Below are 16384 nucleotides of genomic sequence, written 5' to 3'. Positions count from 1 at the left end.
TAAAAATACAGAGGGATTCTGGCAATGCGCGATTATTTGTCTGCTACGTCACAGTTCAACTATCAGCACACCGTCGATGCCGCGCTCACAGGGTCGTTGACAGCGCTCAACGCCTGCGTCGAGTGTTGCGACCGGCATGCCTTGCCGGGGCGCATTGCGCTGTTCTGGGAAGGCCGCGACGGTAGCAGCGCGACCTATACTTTCAGCGACTTGCAGGACAAGGCCGCGCGTTTCGCCAACTTTCTGGTGGCCCAGGGCGTGAAGAAGGGCGACAAGGTCGCAGGCCTGCTGCCCCGCAACTTCGAATTGCTGATCACCGTGTTTGCCGCCTGGCGTATCGGGGCGGTTTATCAGCCGCTGTTCACCGCCTTCGGCCCCAAAGCCATCGAACACCGTCTGAACAGTTCCGGCGCCAAAGTGGTGGTCACCGATGCGGTCAATCGCCCGAAACTGGCTGAAGTGGCCGACTGCCCGACCATCGTCACCGTCGGCGGCGCGAAAGGCCAAGGTATTGTTCGGGGTGATTTCAGTTTCTGGGCGGAACTGGCCAACTACTCCAGCATCTGCGAACCGGTATTGCTGACCGGCGAAGACCCGTTCCTGCTGATGTTCACCTCGGGCACCACCGGCCCGTCGAAAGCGCTGTCGGTGCCGCTCAAGGCCATCGTTGCGTTCCAGAGTTACACCCGCGACGCTGTAGACCTGCGCCCCGAGGACGCCTTCTGGAACGTCGCCGATCCGGGTTGGGCCTACGGTATTTATTTCGGTGTCACCGGGCCGATGGCGATGGGGCATCCGATCACCTTTTACGATGGCCCGTTCACCCTCGAAAGCACCTGCCGGGTGATCAACAAATACGGGATTACCAACCTCACTGGCTCACCGACCGCCTATCGCTTGCTGATTGCCGGTGGCGATGAATTCGCCCGTTCGATCAAGGGCAAGCTGCGCATCGTCAGCAGCGCCGGCGAGCCGCTGAATCCGGAAGTGATCCGCTGGTTCGCCGACAACCTCGGCGTGGTGATTCACGACCATTACGGCCAGACCGAACTGGGCATGGTCCTGTGCAATCACCATGGCCTGGAACATCCGATCCACATGGGCGCCGCCGGTTTTGCCTCGCCGGGCCACCGTATCGTGGTGCTGGATGAGGAATACAAAGAACTCGGCGTCGGCCAGCCAGGAATCCTGGCCATCGACCGCACCCAGTCGCCGATGTGCTGGTTCGGTGGTTACGAAGGCGTACCGACCAAAGCGTTCGTCGGCAATTATTACCTGAGCGGCGACACCGTCGAGTGGAACCCGGACGGCAGCATCAGCTTCGTCGGCCGCAGCGACGACGTGATTACCACCTCGGGCTACCGCGTCGGCCCGTTCGACGTGGAAAGCGCGCTGATCGAACACCCGGCGGTGGTCGAGGCGGCGGTGATCGGCAAGCCCGACCCGGAGCGCACCGAACTGGTGAAAGCCTTCGTCGTGCTCAGCCCGCAATACCGCGCCGAGCCTGCGCTGGCCGAAGAACTGCGGCAACACGTGCGCAAGCGTCTGGCGGCGCACTCGTACCCCCGTGAAATCGAATTTGTCAGCGAATTGCCGAAAACCCCAAGCGGCAAATTGCAGCGCTTTATCTTGCGCAACCAGGAAATCGCCAAGGCTCAAGAGGCCGCCGCGAAGAACGTTTCAGCTTGAATCCAAGGAAACAATGATGCAGATCGAAAACAAGGTTTTTCTCGTCACCGGCGGTGCTTCCGGCCTCGGTGCCGCCACCGCTGAAATGCTGGTGGCGGCCGGTGCCAAGGTGATGCTGGTGGACATGAATGCCGAAGCTGTCGCGGCGCAGGCTGCACGTCTTGGCGCGCAAAGCGTGGTGGCCGACATCAGCAATGAAGCGGCGGCAGAAGCGGCGGTGCAGGCGACGGTCAAAGCGTTTGGCGGCCTTAATGGCCTGGTCAATTGCGCCGGCATCGTGCGTGGCGAGAAGATCCTCGGCAAGACCGGACCCCATGCCTTGGCCAGTTTCAGCCAGGTGATCAACGTCAACCTGATCGGCAGCTTCAACATGTTGCGCCTGGCTGCGGCGGCGATTGCCGAGACCGAAGCCGATGCAGACGGCGAGCGCGGGGTGATCATCAACACCGCATCGGTGGCGGCCTTCGATGGTCAGATTGGCCAGGCCGCGTATTCGGCGTCCAAAGGCGCGATTGCCAGCCTGACCTTGCCTGCCGCCCGTGAGCTGGCGCGCTTCGGCATCCGCGTGATGACCATCGCACCGGGCATTTTCGAAACGCCGATGATGGCCGGCATGACCCCGGAAGTACGTGATTCACTGGCCGCTGGGGTGCCGTTTCCGCCACGCCTGGGCAAGCCGAGCGAGTACGCCGCGTTGGCCAGGCATATCATAGAAAACAGTATGCTCAACGGCGAGGTGATCCGTCTCGACGGTGCCTTGCGCATGGCCGCCAAATAAGGAGTATTTGTCATGACACTGTCCAACGATCCGATTGTTATTGTCAGCGCCGTCCGCACCCCGATGGGCGGTTTCCAGGGCGAACTGAAAAGCCTGACCGCACCGCAACTGGGCGCTGCTGCGATTCGTGCCGCGGTCGAACGCGCCGGTATCGCCCCTGAATCCGTCGAAGAAGTGCTGTTCGGCTGCGTGCTCTCCGCCGGCCTCGGCCAGGCCCCGGCGCGGCAAGCGGCACTGGGCGCCGGGTTGGATAAATCGACCCGCTGCACGACGCTGAACAAAATGTGCGGCTCGGGCATGGAAGCGACGATCCTGGCCCACGACATGCTGATCGCCGGCAGCGCCGACGTGGTGGTCGCTGGCGGCATGGAAAGCATGTCCAACGCGCCGTACCTGCTGGACCGCGCTCGCAGCGGTTACCGCATGGGCCATGGCCAGGTGCTCGATCACATGTTCCTCGACGGCCTCGAAGACGCCTACGACAAGGGCCGCCTGATGGGCACCTTTGCCGAGGATTGCGCCGAGACCAATGGCTTCAGCCGTGAAGATCAGGACGCGTTTGCCATCGCGTCGACCACCCGCGCCCAACAGGCGATCGAGGAAGGTAGTTTTAACGCCGAGATCGTGCCGCTCACCGTGACGGTCGGCAAACAGCAAGTGCTGATCAGCCACGACGAACAACCGCCGAAAGCCAAACTGGACAAGATCGCTTCGCTGAAACCGGCGTTCCGCGAGGGCGGCACGGTGACGGCGGCCAACTCCAGTTCGATTTCCGACGGCGCGGCGGCATTGGTGCTGATGCGCCGTTCCGAAGCCGAGAAACAAGGCTTGAAACCACTGGCAGTGATTCATGGCCACGCGGCGTTCGCCGACACCCCGGGGCTGTTCCCGGTGGCACCGGTGGGCGCGATCAAGAAATTGATGAAGAAAACCGGCTGGTCGCTGGATGAAGTCGAGTTGTTCGAAGTCAACGAAGCCTTCGCCGTGGTGAGCCTGGTGACCATGACCAAGCTGGAAATCTCCCACGAGAAGATCAACGTCCACGGCGGTGCCTGTGCCTTGGGCCACCCGATTGGTGCATCCGGCGCGCGGATCCTCGTGACCTTGCTCTCGGCCCTGCGCCAGAAAGGCCTGAAACGTGGCGTTGCAGCGATCTGCATCGGTGGCGGCGAAGCGACGGCCATGGCCGTTGAATGCCTGTACTGAGGCTAATGAGGCGCAACCTGTGTGTGGGTTTTATGTGGCGAGGGAGCTTGCTCCCGCTGGGTCGCGAAGCGGCCCCAAAAGCTTTGCGACTGCTGCGCAGTCGAACGGGAGCAAGCTCCCTCGCCACACAAGCCCGCTCCCACAGGTCTTGCGTTTCAACTTGATTTTTAAGGAATTGGCATGATCCCCAACGACGAACAACTTCAGATCAGCGACGCGGCCCGGCAGTTTGCCCAGGAACGGCTGAAACCGTTCGCCGCCGAATGGGACCGCGAACATCGCTTCCCCAAGGAAGCCATCAGCGAGATGGCTGACCTGGGCTTCTTCGGCATGCTGGTGCCGGAGCAGTGGGGCGGTTGTGACACCGGATACCTGGCTTACGCCATGGCCCTGGAAGAAATCGCTGCCGGCGACGGCGCCTGCTCGACCATCATGAGCGTGCACAACTCGGTGGGTTGCGTGCCGATCCTCAAGTTCGGCAACGACGACCAGAAAGAACGTTTCCTCAAACCGCTGGCCGGCGGCGCGATGCTCGGTGCGTTTGCGCTGACCGAACCGCAAGCCGGCTCCGATGCCAGCAGCCTGAAAACCCGTGCCCGGCTGGAAGGCGATCACTACGTGCTCAACGGCTGCAAGCAGTTCATCACTTCCGGGCAAAACGCCGGGGTGGTGATTGTGTTTGCGGTGACTGACCCGAGTGCCGGCAAACGCGGGATCACCGCGCTGATCGTGCCCACCGATTCGCCGGGCTATAAAGTCGCGCGGGTCGAAGACAAGCTCGGCCAGCACGCCTCTGATACCTGCCAGATCCTCTTCGAGGATGTGAAAGTGCCGGTGGCCAATCGACTGGGTGAGGAGGGCGAAGGCTACAAGATCGCCCTGGCTAACCTCGAAGGCGGACGTGTCGGCATCGCCTCGCAATCGGTGGGCATGGCCCGCGCCGCATTCGAAGCGGCCCGCGACTACGCCCGCGAACGCGAGAGCTTCGGCAAGCCGATCATCGAGCACCAGGCGGTAGCGTTCCGCCTGGCCGACATGGCCACCCAGATCGCCGTGGCCCGGCAGATGGTGCATTACGCGGCGGCATTGCGCGACAGCGGCAAACCGGCGCTGGTCGAAGCGTCGATGGCAAAACTGTTCGCCTCGGAAATGGCCGAAAAGGTTTGTTCCTCGGCGTTGCAAACCCTTGGCGGTTACGGTTACCTGAACGACTTCCCGCTGGAGCGTATCTACCGCGACGTGCGGGTGTGCCAGATCTACGAAGGCACCAGCGACATTCAGCGCATGGTCATTTCGCGCAATCTTTGAGAAGGAGTCCCGTCTGTGAGCAATAAAGAGCTGAACTACGAAACGATTTTGCTGGAAACCCACGGCCGTGTCGGCCTGATCACCCTCAACCGTCCGCAAGCCTTGAACGCGTTGAATGCCCAAATCGTCAGTGAACTGAACCACGCCCTCGATGGCCTGGAAGCCGATTCGAACATCGGTTGCATCGTGCTGACCGGCTCGAAAAAAGCCTTCGCCGCCGGTGCCGACATCAAGGAAATGGCCGAGCTGACTTACCCGCAGATCTACCTCGATGATCTGTTCAGCGACAGCGATCGCGTGGCCAACCGCCGCAAGCCGATCATTGCCGCGGTCAACGGTTTCGCCTTGGGCGGTGGCTGTGAACTGGCGCTGATGTGCGACTTCATCCTGGCCGGCGACAATGCAAAATTCGGCCAACCGGAAATCAACCTAGGCGTATTGCCGGGCATGGGCGGCACCCAGCGCCTGACCCGCGCCGTGGGCAAGGCCAAGGCCATGGAAATGTGCCTGAGCGGGCGCTTGATCGATGCGGTGGAAGCGGAGCGTTGCGGGATCGTGGCGCGTATCGTGCCGGCGGATGAGCTGGTGGACGAAGCGCTGAAAGTCGCGGCGCTGATTGCGAAGAAATCACTGCCGATTGCGATGATGATCAAGGAAAGCGTCAACCGCGCTTTTGAAGTCAGCCTGTCCGAAGGCGTGCGTTTTGAGCGCCGGGTGTTCCATGCGGCGTTTGCCACGCAGGATCAGAAAGAAGGGATGGCGGCATTTATTGCCAAGCGTGAGGCCGAATTCCAAGGCAAGTGATGTAGCGTCCTCACGGACGTCTTCGCGGGCAAGTCGGATCGCCGCACCGCTCGCGCCTACAGAGGATATGCATTCCCCTGTAGGAGCGAGGCTTGCCCGCGAAGCTTTTTAGATCAGGTAGTTCTTGAGTTCCCGGGCAATCACCATCCGCTGTATCTCGCTCGACCCTTCATAAATCTGCGTGATCCGCGCATCCCGGTAGTAACGCTCCACCGGGTAGTCCTCCAGATACCCATACCCGCCATGAATCTGAATCGCCGACGAGCAGACTTTCTCCGCAATCTCCGAAGCAAACAGCTTGGCCTGTGAAGCCTCCGACAGACACGGCTTGCCGGCACTGCGCAAGCGAGCGGCGTGCAGGATCAACAGGCGCGCGGCGTTCAGTCGGGTCTGCATGTCGGCCAGCATATTGGCGATGCTCTGGTGTTCGATGATTGGCTTGTCGAACTGCACCCGATCCCGCGCGTAAGCCAGCGCCGCTTCGAACGCCGCACGGGCGATGCCCAGGGCTTGCGCAGCGATGCCGATGCGGCCGCCTTCGAGGTTGGAGAGGGCGATGGCCAGGCCTTTGCCGCGTTCACCCAGCAAATTGGCTTCAGGGACGGTGCAGTTGTTCAGGGTGACGGCGCAGGTGTCGGAAGCGCGGATGCCCATCTTGTGTTCACTGCGGTCGACGATGAACCCCGCTGTTTCGGTCGGCACCAGGAATGCCGAGATGCCACGCTTGCCCAGCTCTGGATCAGTCACGGCGAAAACGATTGCCAGCTTCGCCCGTTTGCCGTTGCTGACGAATTGCTTGGCGCCGTTGATCACCCACTGGCCGTCGCGCAGTTCGGCGCGGGTGCGCAGGTTATGGGCTTCGGAACCGGCTTGCGGTTCGGTCAGGCAGAAGCAACCGATGGCCTGGCCGCTGGCGAGGTCCGGCAGCCATTGCTGTTTTTGCTCTTCGGTGCCGTAGTTCAGCACCGGCCCGCAGCCCACGGAGTTGTGGATGCTCATCAGCGCGCCGGTGGCGCCGTCACCGGCGGAAATCTCTTCCACCGCCAGCGCGTAGGCCACGTAGTCGACATAGGTGCCGCCCCATTCCTCGGGCACCACCATGCCCAGCAGACCCAGTTCCCCCATCTTCGCCACCAGACCGTCATCGATCCAGCCGGCCTTTTCCCAGGCTTGTGCGTGGGGCGCGATTTCGCCGCGGGCAAAATCCCGGGCCATGTCGCGGATCATCACTTGTTCTTCGCTCAATTCGATATCGTGCATGGCTCAGCTCCCGCTCTGGTCAAACCCGGTGAAAAAACTCGCGACGTGCTCGGCGTCCAGCGCCTGCAAGGTCGGCGGGTTCCAGCGCGGGTTCTTGTCTTTGTCGATCAGCAAGGCGCGCACGCCTTCGATCAGGTCGCCACGTTCGAACCACTGGCGATCCAGGTGCAGTTCGAGGGCGAAGCACTGTTCCAGGCTCAGGTGCCGACCGCGCCGCAGCATTTCCAGGGTCACGCCCATGGCCAGCGGTGAACGGCTTTCCAGCAAGTCGGCGGTGGCCATGGCCCACTCATGGCTGTCGGCGACGGTCACTGCACGCAGTTGTTCCACCATACTCGGCACATCGGGCAGGGCGAAGAAGTGGTCGATGACCGGCCGCAGCGCCGCCAGCGGCGCTACCGGCAGTTGCTGCACGGCGAGTTTCGCCAGCGCGCCTTGCAGGTCCTTGAGCGGGGTGTCGTGCCATTCCAGATGGTCGAGTCGCTCGTCCAGCTCGCCCAGTCTGGCGCTCTCCAGATACCAGTCGGCCAGGCCGCAATAGAGCGCATCGGCGGCGCGGATCTGCACCCCGCTGACGCCGAGATAGATGCCCAGCTCACCGGGAATGCGCGGCAGGAAGTAGCTGCCGCCGACGTCCGGGAAATAACCGATGGCCACTTCCGGCATCGCCAGACGGCTACGCTCGGTGACCACCCGCAAATCGGCGCCTTGCACCAGCCCCATGCCGCCGCCCAGGACAAAGCCGTCCATCAAGGCCAGGACCGGTTTGCGGTAGTGATGGATCGTGAGGTCGAGGGCGTATTCCTCGACGAAGAAATCTTCGTGCAGCGTGTCGCCGCTTTTGAAGCTGTCGTACAGCGAGCGGATATCGCCGCCGGCGCAGAAGGCTTTCTCGCCAGCACCGCGCAACACCACCGCATGCACCTGCGGATCCTGTGCCCAGGCATCGAGTTGCTGTTGCAGGCTGCGGACCATGTCCAGGGTAATGGCGTTGAGGCCGGCGGGGCGGTTGAGGGTCAGGTGACCGATGTGATTGCGAACCTCGGCCAACACTTCGTTTTGCGTGGCATCCATGGACGGTGTCCCCGGGGATGAAACCTGAGCAGTCATCACTAACTCCCTGCTTTTATTGTTCTTTATAGAGAAGCTCGCGCGCGAGCGATGCAGGATCGTAACAGTGCAAATTTGCCCTGTACAACCGAGATACGTGCAGGTTCTTTCTGCATTTTTACCTTAGTGCAAAATCAAAAGATCGCAGCCTTCGGCAGCCTGACTCCGTTTTGAATCAACCTTGAATTTGTGGCGAGGGGGCTTGTCGGATCGCCGCACCGTCCCGTTCGACTGCGCAGCAGCCGCAGATAAGGGCAATGAGCTATGCCTGGAAAAATTCGTTAGCAGGTTTTGGGGCCGCTTCGCGACCCAACGGGGGCAAGCCCCCTCGCCACAAAGATGCCTTTAGGTTCTGCTGCTCAGCACTTCACCGATACTGCGGCGCTTGGCATGCAATTCACTGGCATGAATCAACTGCTCGAGGTCTTCAGGGGTGACGTCGTAGAAGGCCTCCATGTCGGCGAGTGCCCGTCGCAGATCTTCGGCGGTGATCGCCTGGCTGTCGGCCGCGGGCATTAGAGGGGCCGGTTCGGCGGGACGCTTGGGGTAACGAATGCGCGTGAAGTTGTTGTACGCCAACGCGCTGAGCAGCATCGTCGAGCCACTGAGCATTACCGGGCCGAGGGCTTTCCAGTCCATGGCGATGGTCGCCGGGTCTGCCAGCACCATCAGCAGCGCCAGCGCCCCGGCGGGTGGGTGCAGGCAACGCAGCCAGCACATCAGAATCAGCGCCATGCCCGCCGCGAGGCAGGCGCTGCCGAGGGTGCGGCCGAGTACGTGAGCGACCAGCAGCGAGATCACCCCCGCGCAGAGGTAACCGCCAAGAATCGACCACGGCTGGGCCAGCGCACCTGAGGACACGGCGAACAGTAATACCGCCGACGCGCCCAACGGACCTATCAGATGCAGCGCCACGTCGATGCCGAACACCTGGCCGCACAACCAGACACTGAACATCGTCCCCATGGCCATGCCGATGGCGGCACGGCTCCATTCGGAGGGGCGGGTGTTGATGGCGGCGGGCAACCAGTGAGCGAGCATGACGAACATCGATCCTTTGACAAAAACCAGGGCAAAAAAAAGGCTTGTCCGGATACCCGGAAAGCCCTTGAAGTGGTTCCAACTATTGGGGGAGGAACGGCGCACAGTGTGCCGGTCATTACCGATGCTGACAAATTCATATTAATGCAGCTTCAATGCATTATTTTTGCAGTATCGCGACGCGTCGACCGCTCATGAAACAGAGAAAACCGCCCATCGCCGTCAATGCGCTCAGGGCGTAGAACATGGTGGGCGCGGGCGTGTGCATCAGCAGGAAGCCGCAGATCACCGGGCTCAGCGCACCACCGAGGGCTGCGAGGTTCTGCGCGCCATAGTAGCTGCCACGCAGTTCTTCCGGGGCCAGGGTGTCGACGAAGAGGAATTCGGCCGGGTATATGATCATTTCGCCGAGGGTGAAAATGAACATTGCGATGCACCAGCTCACCAGGCTGTCGGCCAGGCTGAAACCGATCAAGCCGAGGATGAACAGGCTGCTGCCGCCGACAATCCAGTAACGCAGTTGTTCGCGTTTGAGAAACCGGCCGATCTGGTATTGCAGCAGGATCACGCTGATGGCGTTGCAGGCGAGCAGGGCGGCCATGGTTTCCAGCGCTCGTTTGGAGTCGTGGGTCACCAGCAGGTATTGCGACAGGTACAAGGTAAAACGACCGTGGACCACGGTGCTGAGCAGGCAGCCGCAGGTGAACATGATCAGCGTGCGGTCGTTTTTCAGGGTGACCAGGGTTTTGAGAAAGCTTTGGGGCTGGCCGATGGCGGATGTCTGGGCCGGGTCCTTGGGAATGCCGCTCATCAGGAAAATGCTGAAGAACGCGATGCCGCCGGCGATCAGGAACGGCGCAATCGGGTACACGCCAGCGATCACCACGCCGAGCATCGGGCCGGTGGCGTAGCCGATGTTGGTCAGGGTGTAGCGCAGCGAAAAAGCCTTGGCGCGTTGGCCCATGGGCAGGTTGTCGCTGAGAATCGCCTTGGACCCGATCAGAAACAGCGCCGAGGCGGTTTCGGTGATCACTAGGGTGGCGGTGGTCAGGTAGAGGTTTTCGGCAAAGGTCAGCAGCACGAAGCCGATGGCACTGGAGAGCATGGCCAGGATCAACAGCCGACGCTTTTCGAGGCGGTCGATGATGTAACCACCATAGAGCGCGAGCAGGGTGGCGATGAACACCGCAATCCCGAGCAGCAGGCCGACGTCCTGTTGGTTGAGGCCGAGCTTGGTGCTCAGGAACAGCGTGAGCAACGGGCTGGTGATGGCGCGACTGACGACGATGGTCAGCGAGCAGATCATCAGCCGGCGGATAACGAGGGAGTAAGTGGCCACGGTGGGGCAAATGTCCTTATTCAGATTCTGTGGTGTTCGACGCGCAACGCCAGGCTCAACTCAGCCACCGATCAAGCGCCCGAACCGACTCCAGTTCTTCCAGCCGCCACAACTGCTCCAGCAGCTCTTTTGCCTGCTGCAGCGGTATCACCCGTCCGGCCAGGCTGAAGAATTTTTCCTCCAGCGCCCCATCACTCAGCGGATTGCTCGGCGCCCCCAACGGCACCTCAACGCACAGGCTTGCTTGCCGACCGTCCACGGTCCGCACGCTGACCACAGGCTCGCCATCCTCGGACAGTTGCGGGTCGACTTCAAGGCGAATACGCGACATCCAGTGCGCAATCCGCGGGTGGCGGCGCTGTTCATCGTCGTAGGCTTCCAATCGGCAATGCCCATGGAGCAGCCGGGCCGCCAGGGCATAACGCAGGCTCATCTGCGCCGCCGGCAACGTGCTGACGTCCTGGCCACCGCACATGTCTTGAAGGAATCCGCACAGCGATACCTGAACGTCCTCGACCTGCTCGGCGCTGACCTGCAATTGATCGAGCAACAGGCCCAATGCGTCGATCGCCGAATGGGTCCCACGGCAAGCCGCATAGGGCTTGATCGAGCAGCGCGCGAGTTTCCATACGTGGCCCAGTTCGGCGTCCAACGCCTCGGGCGCGGCGGTGTCCGCCGCGAGGGTCTTGAGGAAACCGCCCCAGACGTCATCGAACAGTTTTGTCGGGCCGGTGATGCCTTGTTGAGCAAACCGCGCGGCCAGCAATCCACCTTCGGCGGCGCGTCCGCTGTGGAGTCTTTTGCTTTGCGAGCCGTCATGGATAAACGCCCACAGACCACCACTGAAGCTGCCGGCGATGCCCAGTGCCGATAAGGTTTGTTGTGCATCCAGCCCCAGAATCCGTGCACTGGCCGCCGCCGCGCCAAACACTCCGCACGTCGCCGTGGAGTGCCAACCGGCGCCGTTATGGGCCGAGTAACTGCCGCAGGCTTCGAGCACCCGACGGCCGATTTCGTAGCCGATCACCACGGCAGTGATCAGTTCGCGACCATCAATTGACGCTTCAGAAACCGATAGCGTCGACATCGACAGCGCCGCCATCACCGCCGGCAGCACCACCGCGCCGGAATGGTCGCAGCCGCCGGTATCGTCCAGCTCCAGGGCATGCGCGGCGATACCGTTGAGCATGGCGGCTTGCGCCGCGCCGACTCGCTGACCGGTGCCCCAGACCAACGTGCTGCCGGCTTCCCCCTTGAACACCTCATGCGCCTGTCTGGCGACATCGCTGCGGGCCCCGGCCAGGGCTGCGCCGAAGGTGTCGAGGATGTGTCGTTTGGCTTGCTCCACCAACTCGGCGGGTAAATCTTCGAAACGGGTATCGACGCAGAACTGCGCCAGCCGCGCCATTCGCATAACCCCATCCTGATCTCTCATACGCCGTAATCCCGATAATGACGCTCGTACACAGCGGCCGGGTGATCCTCGGTCACCGGCGCCGCCGACTCTGCCCACCACTGAGCCACTTCGGCACCGGTGGCGATCCACACGTCATCGTGCTGCTGAATGCTTTGCAGCAATTCGCGCAACACGCCGATCCGCCCTGGCGTGGCGATGATTTCCGGGTGCAGCCGCAGCACGTAACACAAGCCGAATCGGTGAAACCCGGCGAAGTCCATCTTCAGATTGCCAAGGGTGTGGCTGTAAGAGGCGATGCGCGATTGCGCCGGTGGCACCGCCGGGCTGAGGTTGAAGGCGAAATAGGGCTCGTCCTCCAGTTCGTAGTGCAACGGCAGTTCGATCACCTCGGGCGCCGTCGGGTGGGCGAAGGGCAAATCATCGCCGCGCCATGACGAGGACCAACGGATACCGTGCTCGCGCAACGCCTCGATGAAGCCGGGTGCGCCATTGCCGGCGGGAATGCGAAAGCCTGTCGGACGCTGACCGGTCAGCGCGCTCAAGGCCGCGCAGCCCTTGGCGATATCGGCGCTTTGCTCGGCCAGGGTCAGGTTGTCGTAGTGCTGATGGCGGTAGCCGGCGCAGGCAATCTCGTGCCCGCCGGCCTGGATCGCCCGGAGGTGTTGCGGGTTTTCCTCGGCAACGATGCCGGGCACGAACCAGCTGCTGGAAACCCCCAGTTCTGCGAACACGCCAAGCAAACGCTCGACCCCGCGCTGGGTGCCGTAGCGCCACACCGACAAGGTCTTGTCGCGCCCGGCGACTTCCGGCGCCTGGGTGAGGATGCCGTGGATGTCGTTGTAATCGACGGTCAGCACCACGGCGCAGCGGTAGCCGTTGGGCCAGACAATGGAATCAGCCATGGTGATGCTCCTTCAGCCACCAGTGGGCGACATCGCGGCAGGTGGCGAACCACACGTCATCGCGTTGGCGCATGTGTTCGAAGAGTTTTTCCAGCAACAGGATGCGGCCCGGTTTGCCGGTGATCTTGGGGTGGAACAGGGTGGTCAGGCACAGGCCTTCAGCCATGGCGCCATCGAACTCGCGGCACCAGTTATCGAGGGTCAGTTCGTAGCTGGCGGTTCGGTCCAGCCCGGAAGGGAAGTCCGGTGCGCGGGTGTAGGCGAGGGAGGCGTAGTCGTCCATTTCCCAGCGGCCGGGGATTTCCACCAGTGGTGTATCGAAGCCCGGCACCTTGACCAGGTAGGGCCGGTCATCGCCGCGCATGCTGCTGGAATAGGTCACACCGGCTTCCACCAGCATGGCCGGCGTTTCGGCCCGCCAGTCGCCGGACGGCGTGCGGAAACCTTCAGCGCGGATGTTCAGGTACTTCCAGAACACCTCGCGGGATTTGTGCATCACGTCCTTCTGCTGCTCCAGCGTCAGGGCGTAAAAAGATTCGTGTTTGTAGCCGTGATAGGCCACCTCATGCCCGCGCTCGACAATCGCCTGGCACTGTTTCGGCCAGTTCTCCACGACCCAGGCCGGAACGAAAAACGTGGTCGGGATGCGGAACTCATTCAGCAGATCGAGAATCCGCGGCAGCGCCCGATAGGGGCCGTAACCGCCGAAACCGAAATACTCGGGCTTGCGCCAGATCGAGCCGTTAAGCATGGCATCGCCGGTGGGGCCATCGAGGTCGAAGGCCAGGGCGAGGCAGGCCTGGTGCTGGTCGGGCCAGGTGGGTTGCAGCGAGGAGGACATCGTATGGCGCTCCAGAATTAATAGTTGAAACACCCGTAGCAGCTGCCGAGCCCGCGAGGCAGCTGCTACGAACCGTGTTACTTGCCGGCGTTGATGGTCACGGTCTTGATCGCGCCCAGTTCCAGGTCCCATTTCTTCAGGATTGCCTGGTAGCTGCCGTCATCGATCATGCTTTGCAACGCGACTTTCACCGCTTCGCTCAGCTCAGGTTTTTTCTTGCTCACACCCATGCCCGAGAACTGCTTGGAGATCGGCAGGCCCACGGTTTTGTACATGTCCTTTTCCTGGGTCTTGAGGTACGGCAGGGTTTCGCTGCCTTGCATGGCCGCGTCGATACGGCTCTGACGCAATTGCGCACGGGCGTCGGCCGAGCCTTCGGTGCCGATCACGTTGATCGCGGGTTTGCCGGCGGCTTCGCAGTTTTCCTTGCTCCACGCGGCGATTTCCGCCGGGAAGGTGGTACGGCGGCTGGTGCCGACTTTCTTGCCGCACAAGTCGACGATCTCGTTGGTGTCCTTGTTTTTCTGCAACGTGTAGAACTGCGGACCGCTGGTGAAGTAGTCGACAAAAGTCACGCTGGCCTGACGCTCGGCGGTGTCGGTCATGCCCGAGAGCACCATGTCTACGCGGTCGGTCGTGAGCGCGTTGATCATTTGCTCGAAGCCGGTTTCCTGCCATTTGATCTTCACGCCCAGACGTTCGGCCAGGGCGTTGCCCAGGTCATAGTCAAGGCCGGTGAGGGTGTTGGTGGCCGGGTCCTTGAAATCCATCGGCGGGTAGTTCGGCATGATCGCAACAACGATCTCGCCTTTGTCCTTGATGCTGGCCGGCAACTCGGCAGCGAAGGCGAAACCGGATGCCAGGACGCTGGCAAGTACTGCAGGGATTACTAGGTTCTTCATGGTCGTTCTCTTATGAGTGTTGTGAGCGCCAAAGGGCGCTTAGGTTCGAACGGCAGAAATGAAGCTTTGGGTGCGTGGGTTTTGCGGACTTATTAGTATTTCTTCGGGGCTTCCAGCCTCCACGATCTGCCCGCCGTCCATGAACACCATGCGGTTGGAAACCTCGCGAGCGAAGCCCAGTTCATGGGTGACGACGATCATGGTCATGCCGGTTTGCGCCAGATCGCGCATCACCGACAGCACCTCTCCGACCAGTTCCGGGTCGAGTGCCGAAGTGGGTTCATCGAACAGCATCAGCTTGGGGCGCATGGCCAATGCACGGGCAATGGCGACACGTTGTTGCTGACCACCCGACAATTCGATCGGGTAGCTGTTGCGCTTGTCGGCCAGGCCAACGCGAGCGAGCAGTTCCACGGCTTCTTCGTGCGCCTCTTTGGGCGAACGCTTGAGTACCTGGCACGGCCCTTCGATGATGTTTTGCAGCACAGTCATGTGCGGGAACAGGTTGAAACGCTGGAACACCATGCCGGTGGCCAGGCGCTGACGGGCAATCTGCGACTCGTTGAGCTCGTGCAGTTTGTTGCCGACGATCCGGTAACCCACCAGTTCGCCGTCGACCCACAGGCCGCCCTTGTCGATTTTTTCCAGCTGATTGACGCAGCGCAGCAGGGTGCTTTTGCCGGAGCCGGACGGGCCGATGATGCACAGCACTTCACCTTGCTCGACCTCGATGTTGATGTCTTTGAGCGCGTGGAAATGGTCGTAATACTTGTTCAGGCTCACGGCCTTGACGATGCTTCTCATGTTGGGCTCCTCAAGAACGCTTGCCGGCGCCGCGAGCGAAACGACGCTCCAGACGGCTTTGACCAAAGGACAGGACGGTGACGGTGGCCAGGTACCAGATACCGGCGACGATCAGCAGCTCCATCACACGGGCGTTGGCGTAGTAGATGTTCTGCGCGTTGTAGAGCAGTTCCGAGTACTGGATGACGCTCGCCAGGGAGGTCATTTTCACCATGCCGATGAATTCGTTACCGACCGGCGGAATGATGATCCGCATGGCCTGGGGCAGGATGATCCGGCGCAGGGCTTGCAGGCGCGGCATGCCGATCGACTTGGCGGCTTCGTACTGGCCGGTGTCCACCGACAACAGGCCGGCACGCACCACTTCGGCGGTATAGGCGCCCTGGTTGATGCTCAAGCCGAGGAGGGCGGCGACGAAGGGCGTCATCAGGCTCACGGTGTCCATTTCGAACAGGCCGGGGATGCCGATGGTGGGGAAGATCAGCGCCAGGTTGAACCATAGCAACAGCTGCAGGATCAGCGGCGTGCCACGGAACAGCCAGGTGTAGGTCAGCGCCACATAGCGCAGGATCGGGTTGGCCGACATGCGCATGATTGCCGTGATCACCCCGAAGACAATGCCCAGCGCCATCGCCAGCACCGCCATGACGATGGTGTTGAGCAAGCCCCACATGATCGCTTGCGAAGTGAGGAACTGGCCGATGTACGACCATTCGATCTTGCCTTCGGCGAAGGCTCGTACCAGGCCGATAATCGCGATCACGATGACGGTGGCGAAAAAAATCCGCCCGTAGTAGCGCCGTGGCACGTGTTGATACTGGGTGATATCGAACTGGTTTTCCGCCAGTTTGCGCTCCGCCTGGAGTCGTTCTGCCTGTGTCTGGCTCATGTTGGTTCTCCGTACACTGTTCTTTCAGATCAAGCACAATCCCCTTGTAGGAGCCGGCTTGCTGGCGATGGAGTGTCAGTCGACATCAATTCAG

General features: G+C 61.6%; 15 protein-coding genes. 5 read left to right on the top strand and 10 right to left on the bottom strand.

Annotation, left to right across the window (positions count from 1 at the left end; all coding sequences use genetic code 11):
• The first annotated feature begins 24 nt into the window (after positions 1 to 24).
• The 5 genes from AC07V0_RS00915 (at position 25) to AC07V0_RS00895 (ending at position 5785) form a co-directional block, all read left to right on the top strand.
• Positions 25 to 1689 carry an AMP-binding protein gene (locus AC07V0_RS00915; protein ID WP_018929128.1) on the top strand — a complete coding sequence of 555 codons (1665 nt, stop codon included), beginning with the start codon at positions 25 to 27 and terminating at the stop codon, positions 1687 to 1689.
• A 16-nt stretch (positions 1690 to 1705) separates the two neighbouring features.
• Positions 1706 to 2467 (top strand): SDR family NAD(P)-dependent oxidoreductase, encoded by a 762-nt coding sequence (locus tag AC07V0_RS00910; RefSeq protein ID WP_018929129.1) that lies wholly within the window; start codon positions 1706 to 1708, stop codon positions 2465 to 2467.
• Positions 2468 to 2479: 12 nt separating this feature from the next.
• On the top strand, positions 2480 to 3673 hold the full coding sequence (locus AC07V0_RS00905; protein WP_018929130.1) for an acetyl-CoA C-acyltransferase: 1194 nt from the start codon (positions 2480 to 2482) through the stop codon (positions 3671 to 3673).
• A 180-nt stretch (positions 3674 to 3853) separates the two neighbouring features.
• Complete coding sequence (locus AC07V0_RS00900) at positions 3854 to 4981, top strand: acyl-CoA dehydrogenase (RefSeq protein WP_019649660.1); 1128 nt, start codon at positions 3854 to 3856, stop codon at positions 4979 to 4981.
• A gap of 30 nt (positions 4982 to 5011) precedes the next feature.
• A complete protein-coding gene (locus tag AC07V0_RS00895; protein WP_028940625.1) occupies positions 5012 to 5785 on the top strand; it encodes an enoyl-CoA hydratase in 774 nt (257 codons plus the stop codon).
• Between the two features lie 108 nt (positions 5786 to 5893).
• Here AC07V0_RS00895 and AC07V0_RS00890 read toward each other — a convergent pair whose 3' ends face one another.
• The 10 genes from AC07V0_RS00890 to AC07V0_RS00845 all read right to left on the bottom strand — a co-directional run bounded on the left by AC07V0_RS00890 (position 5894) and on the right by AC07V0_RS00845 (position 16290).
• Positions 5894 to 7045, bottom strand: a complete 1152-nt coding sequence (locus AC07V0_RS00890; RefSeq protein WP_018929133.1) for an acyl-CoA dehydrogenase family protein — start codon at positions 7043 to 7045, stop codon at positions 5894 to 5896.
• A gap of 3 nt (positions 7046 to 7048) precedes the next feature.
• Positions 7049 to 8155, bottom strand: coding sequence for an enoyl-CoA hydratase/isomerase family protein (locus AC07V0_RS00885; protein WP_477743127.1), 1107 nt, complete (start codon positions 8153 to 8155; stop codon positions 7049 to 7051).
• Positions 8156 to 8500: 345 nt separating this feature from the next.
• A complete protein-coding gene (locus AC07V0_RS00880; RefSeq protein WP_026286646.1) occupies positions 8501 to 9196 on the bottom strand; it encodes an HPP family protein in 696 nt (231 codons plus the stop codon).
• 160 nt (positions 9197 to 9356) lie between these two features.
• Positions 9357 to 10535 carry an MFS transporter gene (locus tag AC07V0_RS00875; RefSeq protein WP_495019284.1) on the bottom strand — a complete coding sequence of 393 codons (1179 nt, stop codon included), beginning with the start codon at positions 10533 to 10535 and terminating at the stop codon, positions 9357 to 9359.
• A gap of 55 nt (positions 10536 to 10590) precedes the next feature.
• Entirely contained in the window at positions 10591 to 11949 is a 1359-nt protein-coding gene (locus AC07V0_RS00870) for an MmgE/PrpD family protein (protein WP_495019283.1), read from the bottom strand.
• A 17-nt stretch (positions 11950 to 11966) separates the two neighbouring features.
• Complete coding sequence (locus AC07V0_RS00865; protein WP_495019282.1) at positions 11967 to 12854, bottom strand: polysaccharide deacetylase family protein; 888 nt, start codon at positions 12852 to 12854, stop codon at positions 11967 to 11969.
• Positions 12847 to 13695: a polysaccharide deacetylase family protein gene (locus AC07V0_RS00860; protein WP_495019281.1), complete on the bottom strand. Its 849-nt coding sequence runs from the start codon at positions 13693 to 13695 to the stop codon at positions 12847 to 12849. Before AC07V0_RS00860 ends, AC07V0_RS00865 begins: the two co-directional genes overlap by 8 nt.
• Before the next feature lie 77 nt (positions 13696 to 13772).
• Positions 13773 to 14597: an ABC transporter substrate-binding protein gene (locus AC07V0_RS00855; protein ID WP_028940620.1), complete on the bottom strand. Its 825-nt coding sequence runs from the start codon at positions 14595 to 14597 to the stop codon at positions 13773 to 13775.
• Between the two features lie 39 nt (positions 14598 to 14636).
• Positions 14637 to 15401: an amino acid ABC transporter ATP-binding protein gene (locus AC07V0_RS00850; RefSeq protein ID WP_018929141.1), complete on the bottom strand. Its 765-nt coding sequence runs from the start codon at positions 15399 to 15401 to the stop codon at positions 14637 to 14639.
• 10 nt (positions 15402 to 15411) lie between these two features.
• Entirely contained in the window at positions 15412 to 16290 is an 879-nt protein-coding gene (locus AC07V0_RS00845) for an amino acid ABC transporter permease (protein WP_105346141.1), read from the bottom strand.
• Positions 16291 to 16384 lie beyond the last annotated feature (94 nt).

This window comes from Pseudomonas sp. GW821-FHT01E10 (assembly GCF_059422365.1).
Note: the sequence above shows the minus strand (reverse complement) of the source record. Positions and strands in the feature narration are given on the sequence as shown.

Bases quoted from the DNA above. Each gene is read 5' to 3' on its own strand.
- AC07V0_RS00880 (WP_026286646.1), bottom strand. From the start codon at position 9,196: ATGCTCGCTCACTGGTTGCCCGCCGCCATCAACACCCGCCCCTCCGAA.
- AC07V0_RS00845 (WP_105346141.1), bottom strand. From the start codon at position 16,290: ATGAGCCAGACACAGGCAGAACGACTCCAGGCGGAGCGCAAACTGGCG.
- AC07V0_RS00865 (WP_495019282.1), bottom strand. From the start codon at position 12,854: ATGGCTGATTCCATTGTCTGGCCCAACGGCTACCGCTGCGCCGTGGTG.
- AC07V0_RS00850 (WP_018929141.1), bottom strand. From the start codon at position 15,401: ATGAGAAGCATCGTCAAGGCCGTGAGCCTGAACAAGTATTACGACCAT.
- AC07V0_RS00910 (WP_018929129.1), top strand. From the start codon at position 1,706: ATGCAGATCGAAAACAAGGTTTTTCTCGTCACCGGCGGTGCTTCCGGC.
- AC07V0_RS00860 (WP_495019281.1), bottom strand. From the start codon at position 13,695: ATGTCCTCCTCGCTGCAACCCACCTGGCCCGACCAGCACCAGGCCTGC.
- AC07V0_RS00900 (WP_019649660.1), top strand. From the start codon at position 3,854: ATGATCCCCAACGACGAACAACTTCAGATCAGCGACGCGGCCCGGCAG.
- AC07V0_RS00915 (WP_018929128.1), top strand. From the start codon at position 25: ATGCGCGATTATTTGTCTGCTACGTCACAGTTCAACTATCAGCACACC.
- AC07V0_RS00885 (WP_477743127.1), bottom strand. From the start codon at position 8,155: ATGACTGCTCAGGTTTCATCCCCGGGGACACCGTCCATGGATGCCACG.
- AC07V0_RS00905 (WP_018929130.1), top strand. From the start codon at position 2,480: ATGACACTGTCCAACGATCCGATTGTTATTGTCAGCGCCGTCCGCACC.
- AC07V0_RS00855 (WP_028940620.1), bottom strand. From the start codon at position 14,597: ATGAAGAACCTAGTAATCCCTGCAGTACTTGCCAGCGTCCTGGCATCC.
- AC07V0_RS00890 (WP_018929133.1), bottom strand. From the start codon at position 7,045: ATGCACGATATCGAATTGAGCGAAGAACAAGTGATGATCCGCGACATG.
- AC07V0_RS00870 (WP_495019283.1), bottom strand. From the start codon at position 11,949: ATGCGAATGGCGCGGCTGGCGCAGTTCTGCGTCGATACCCGTTTCGAA.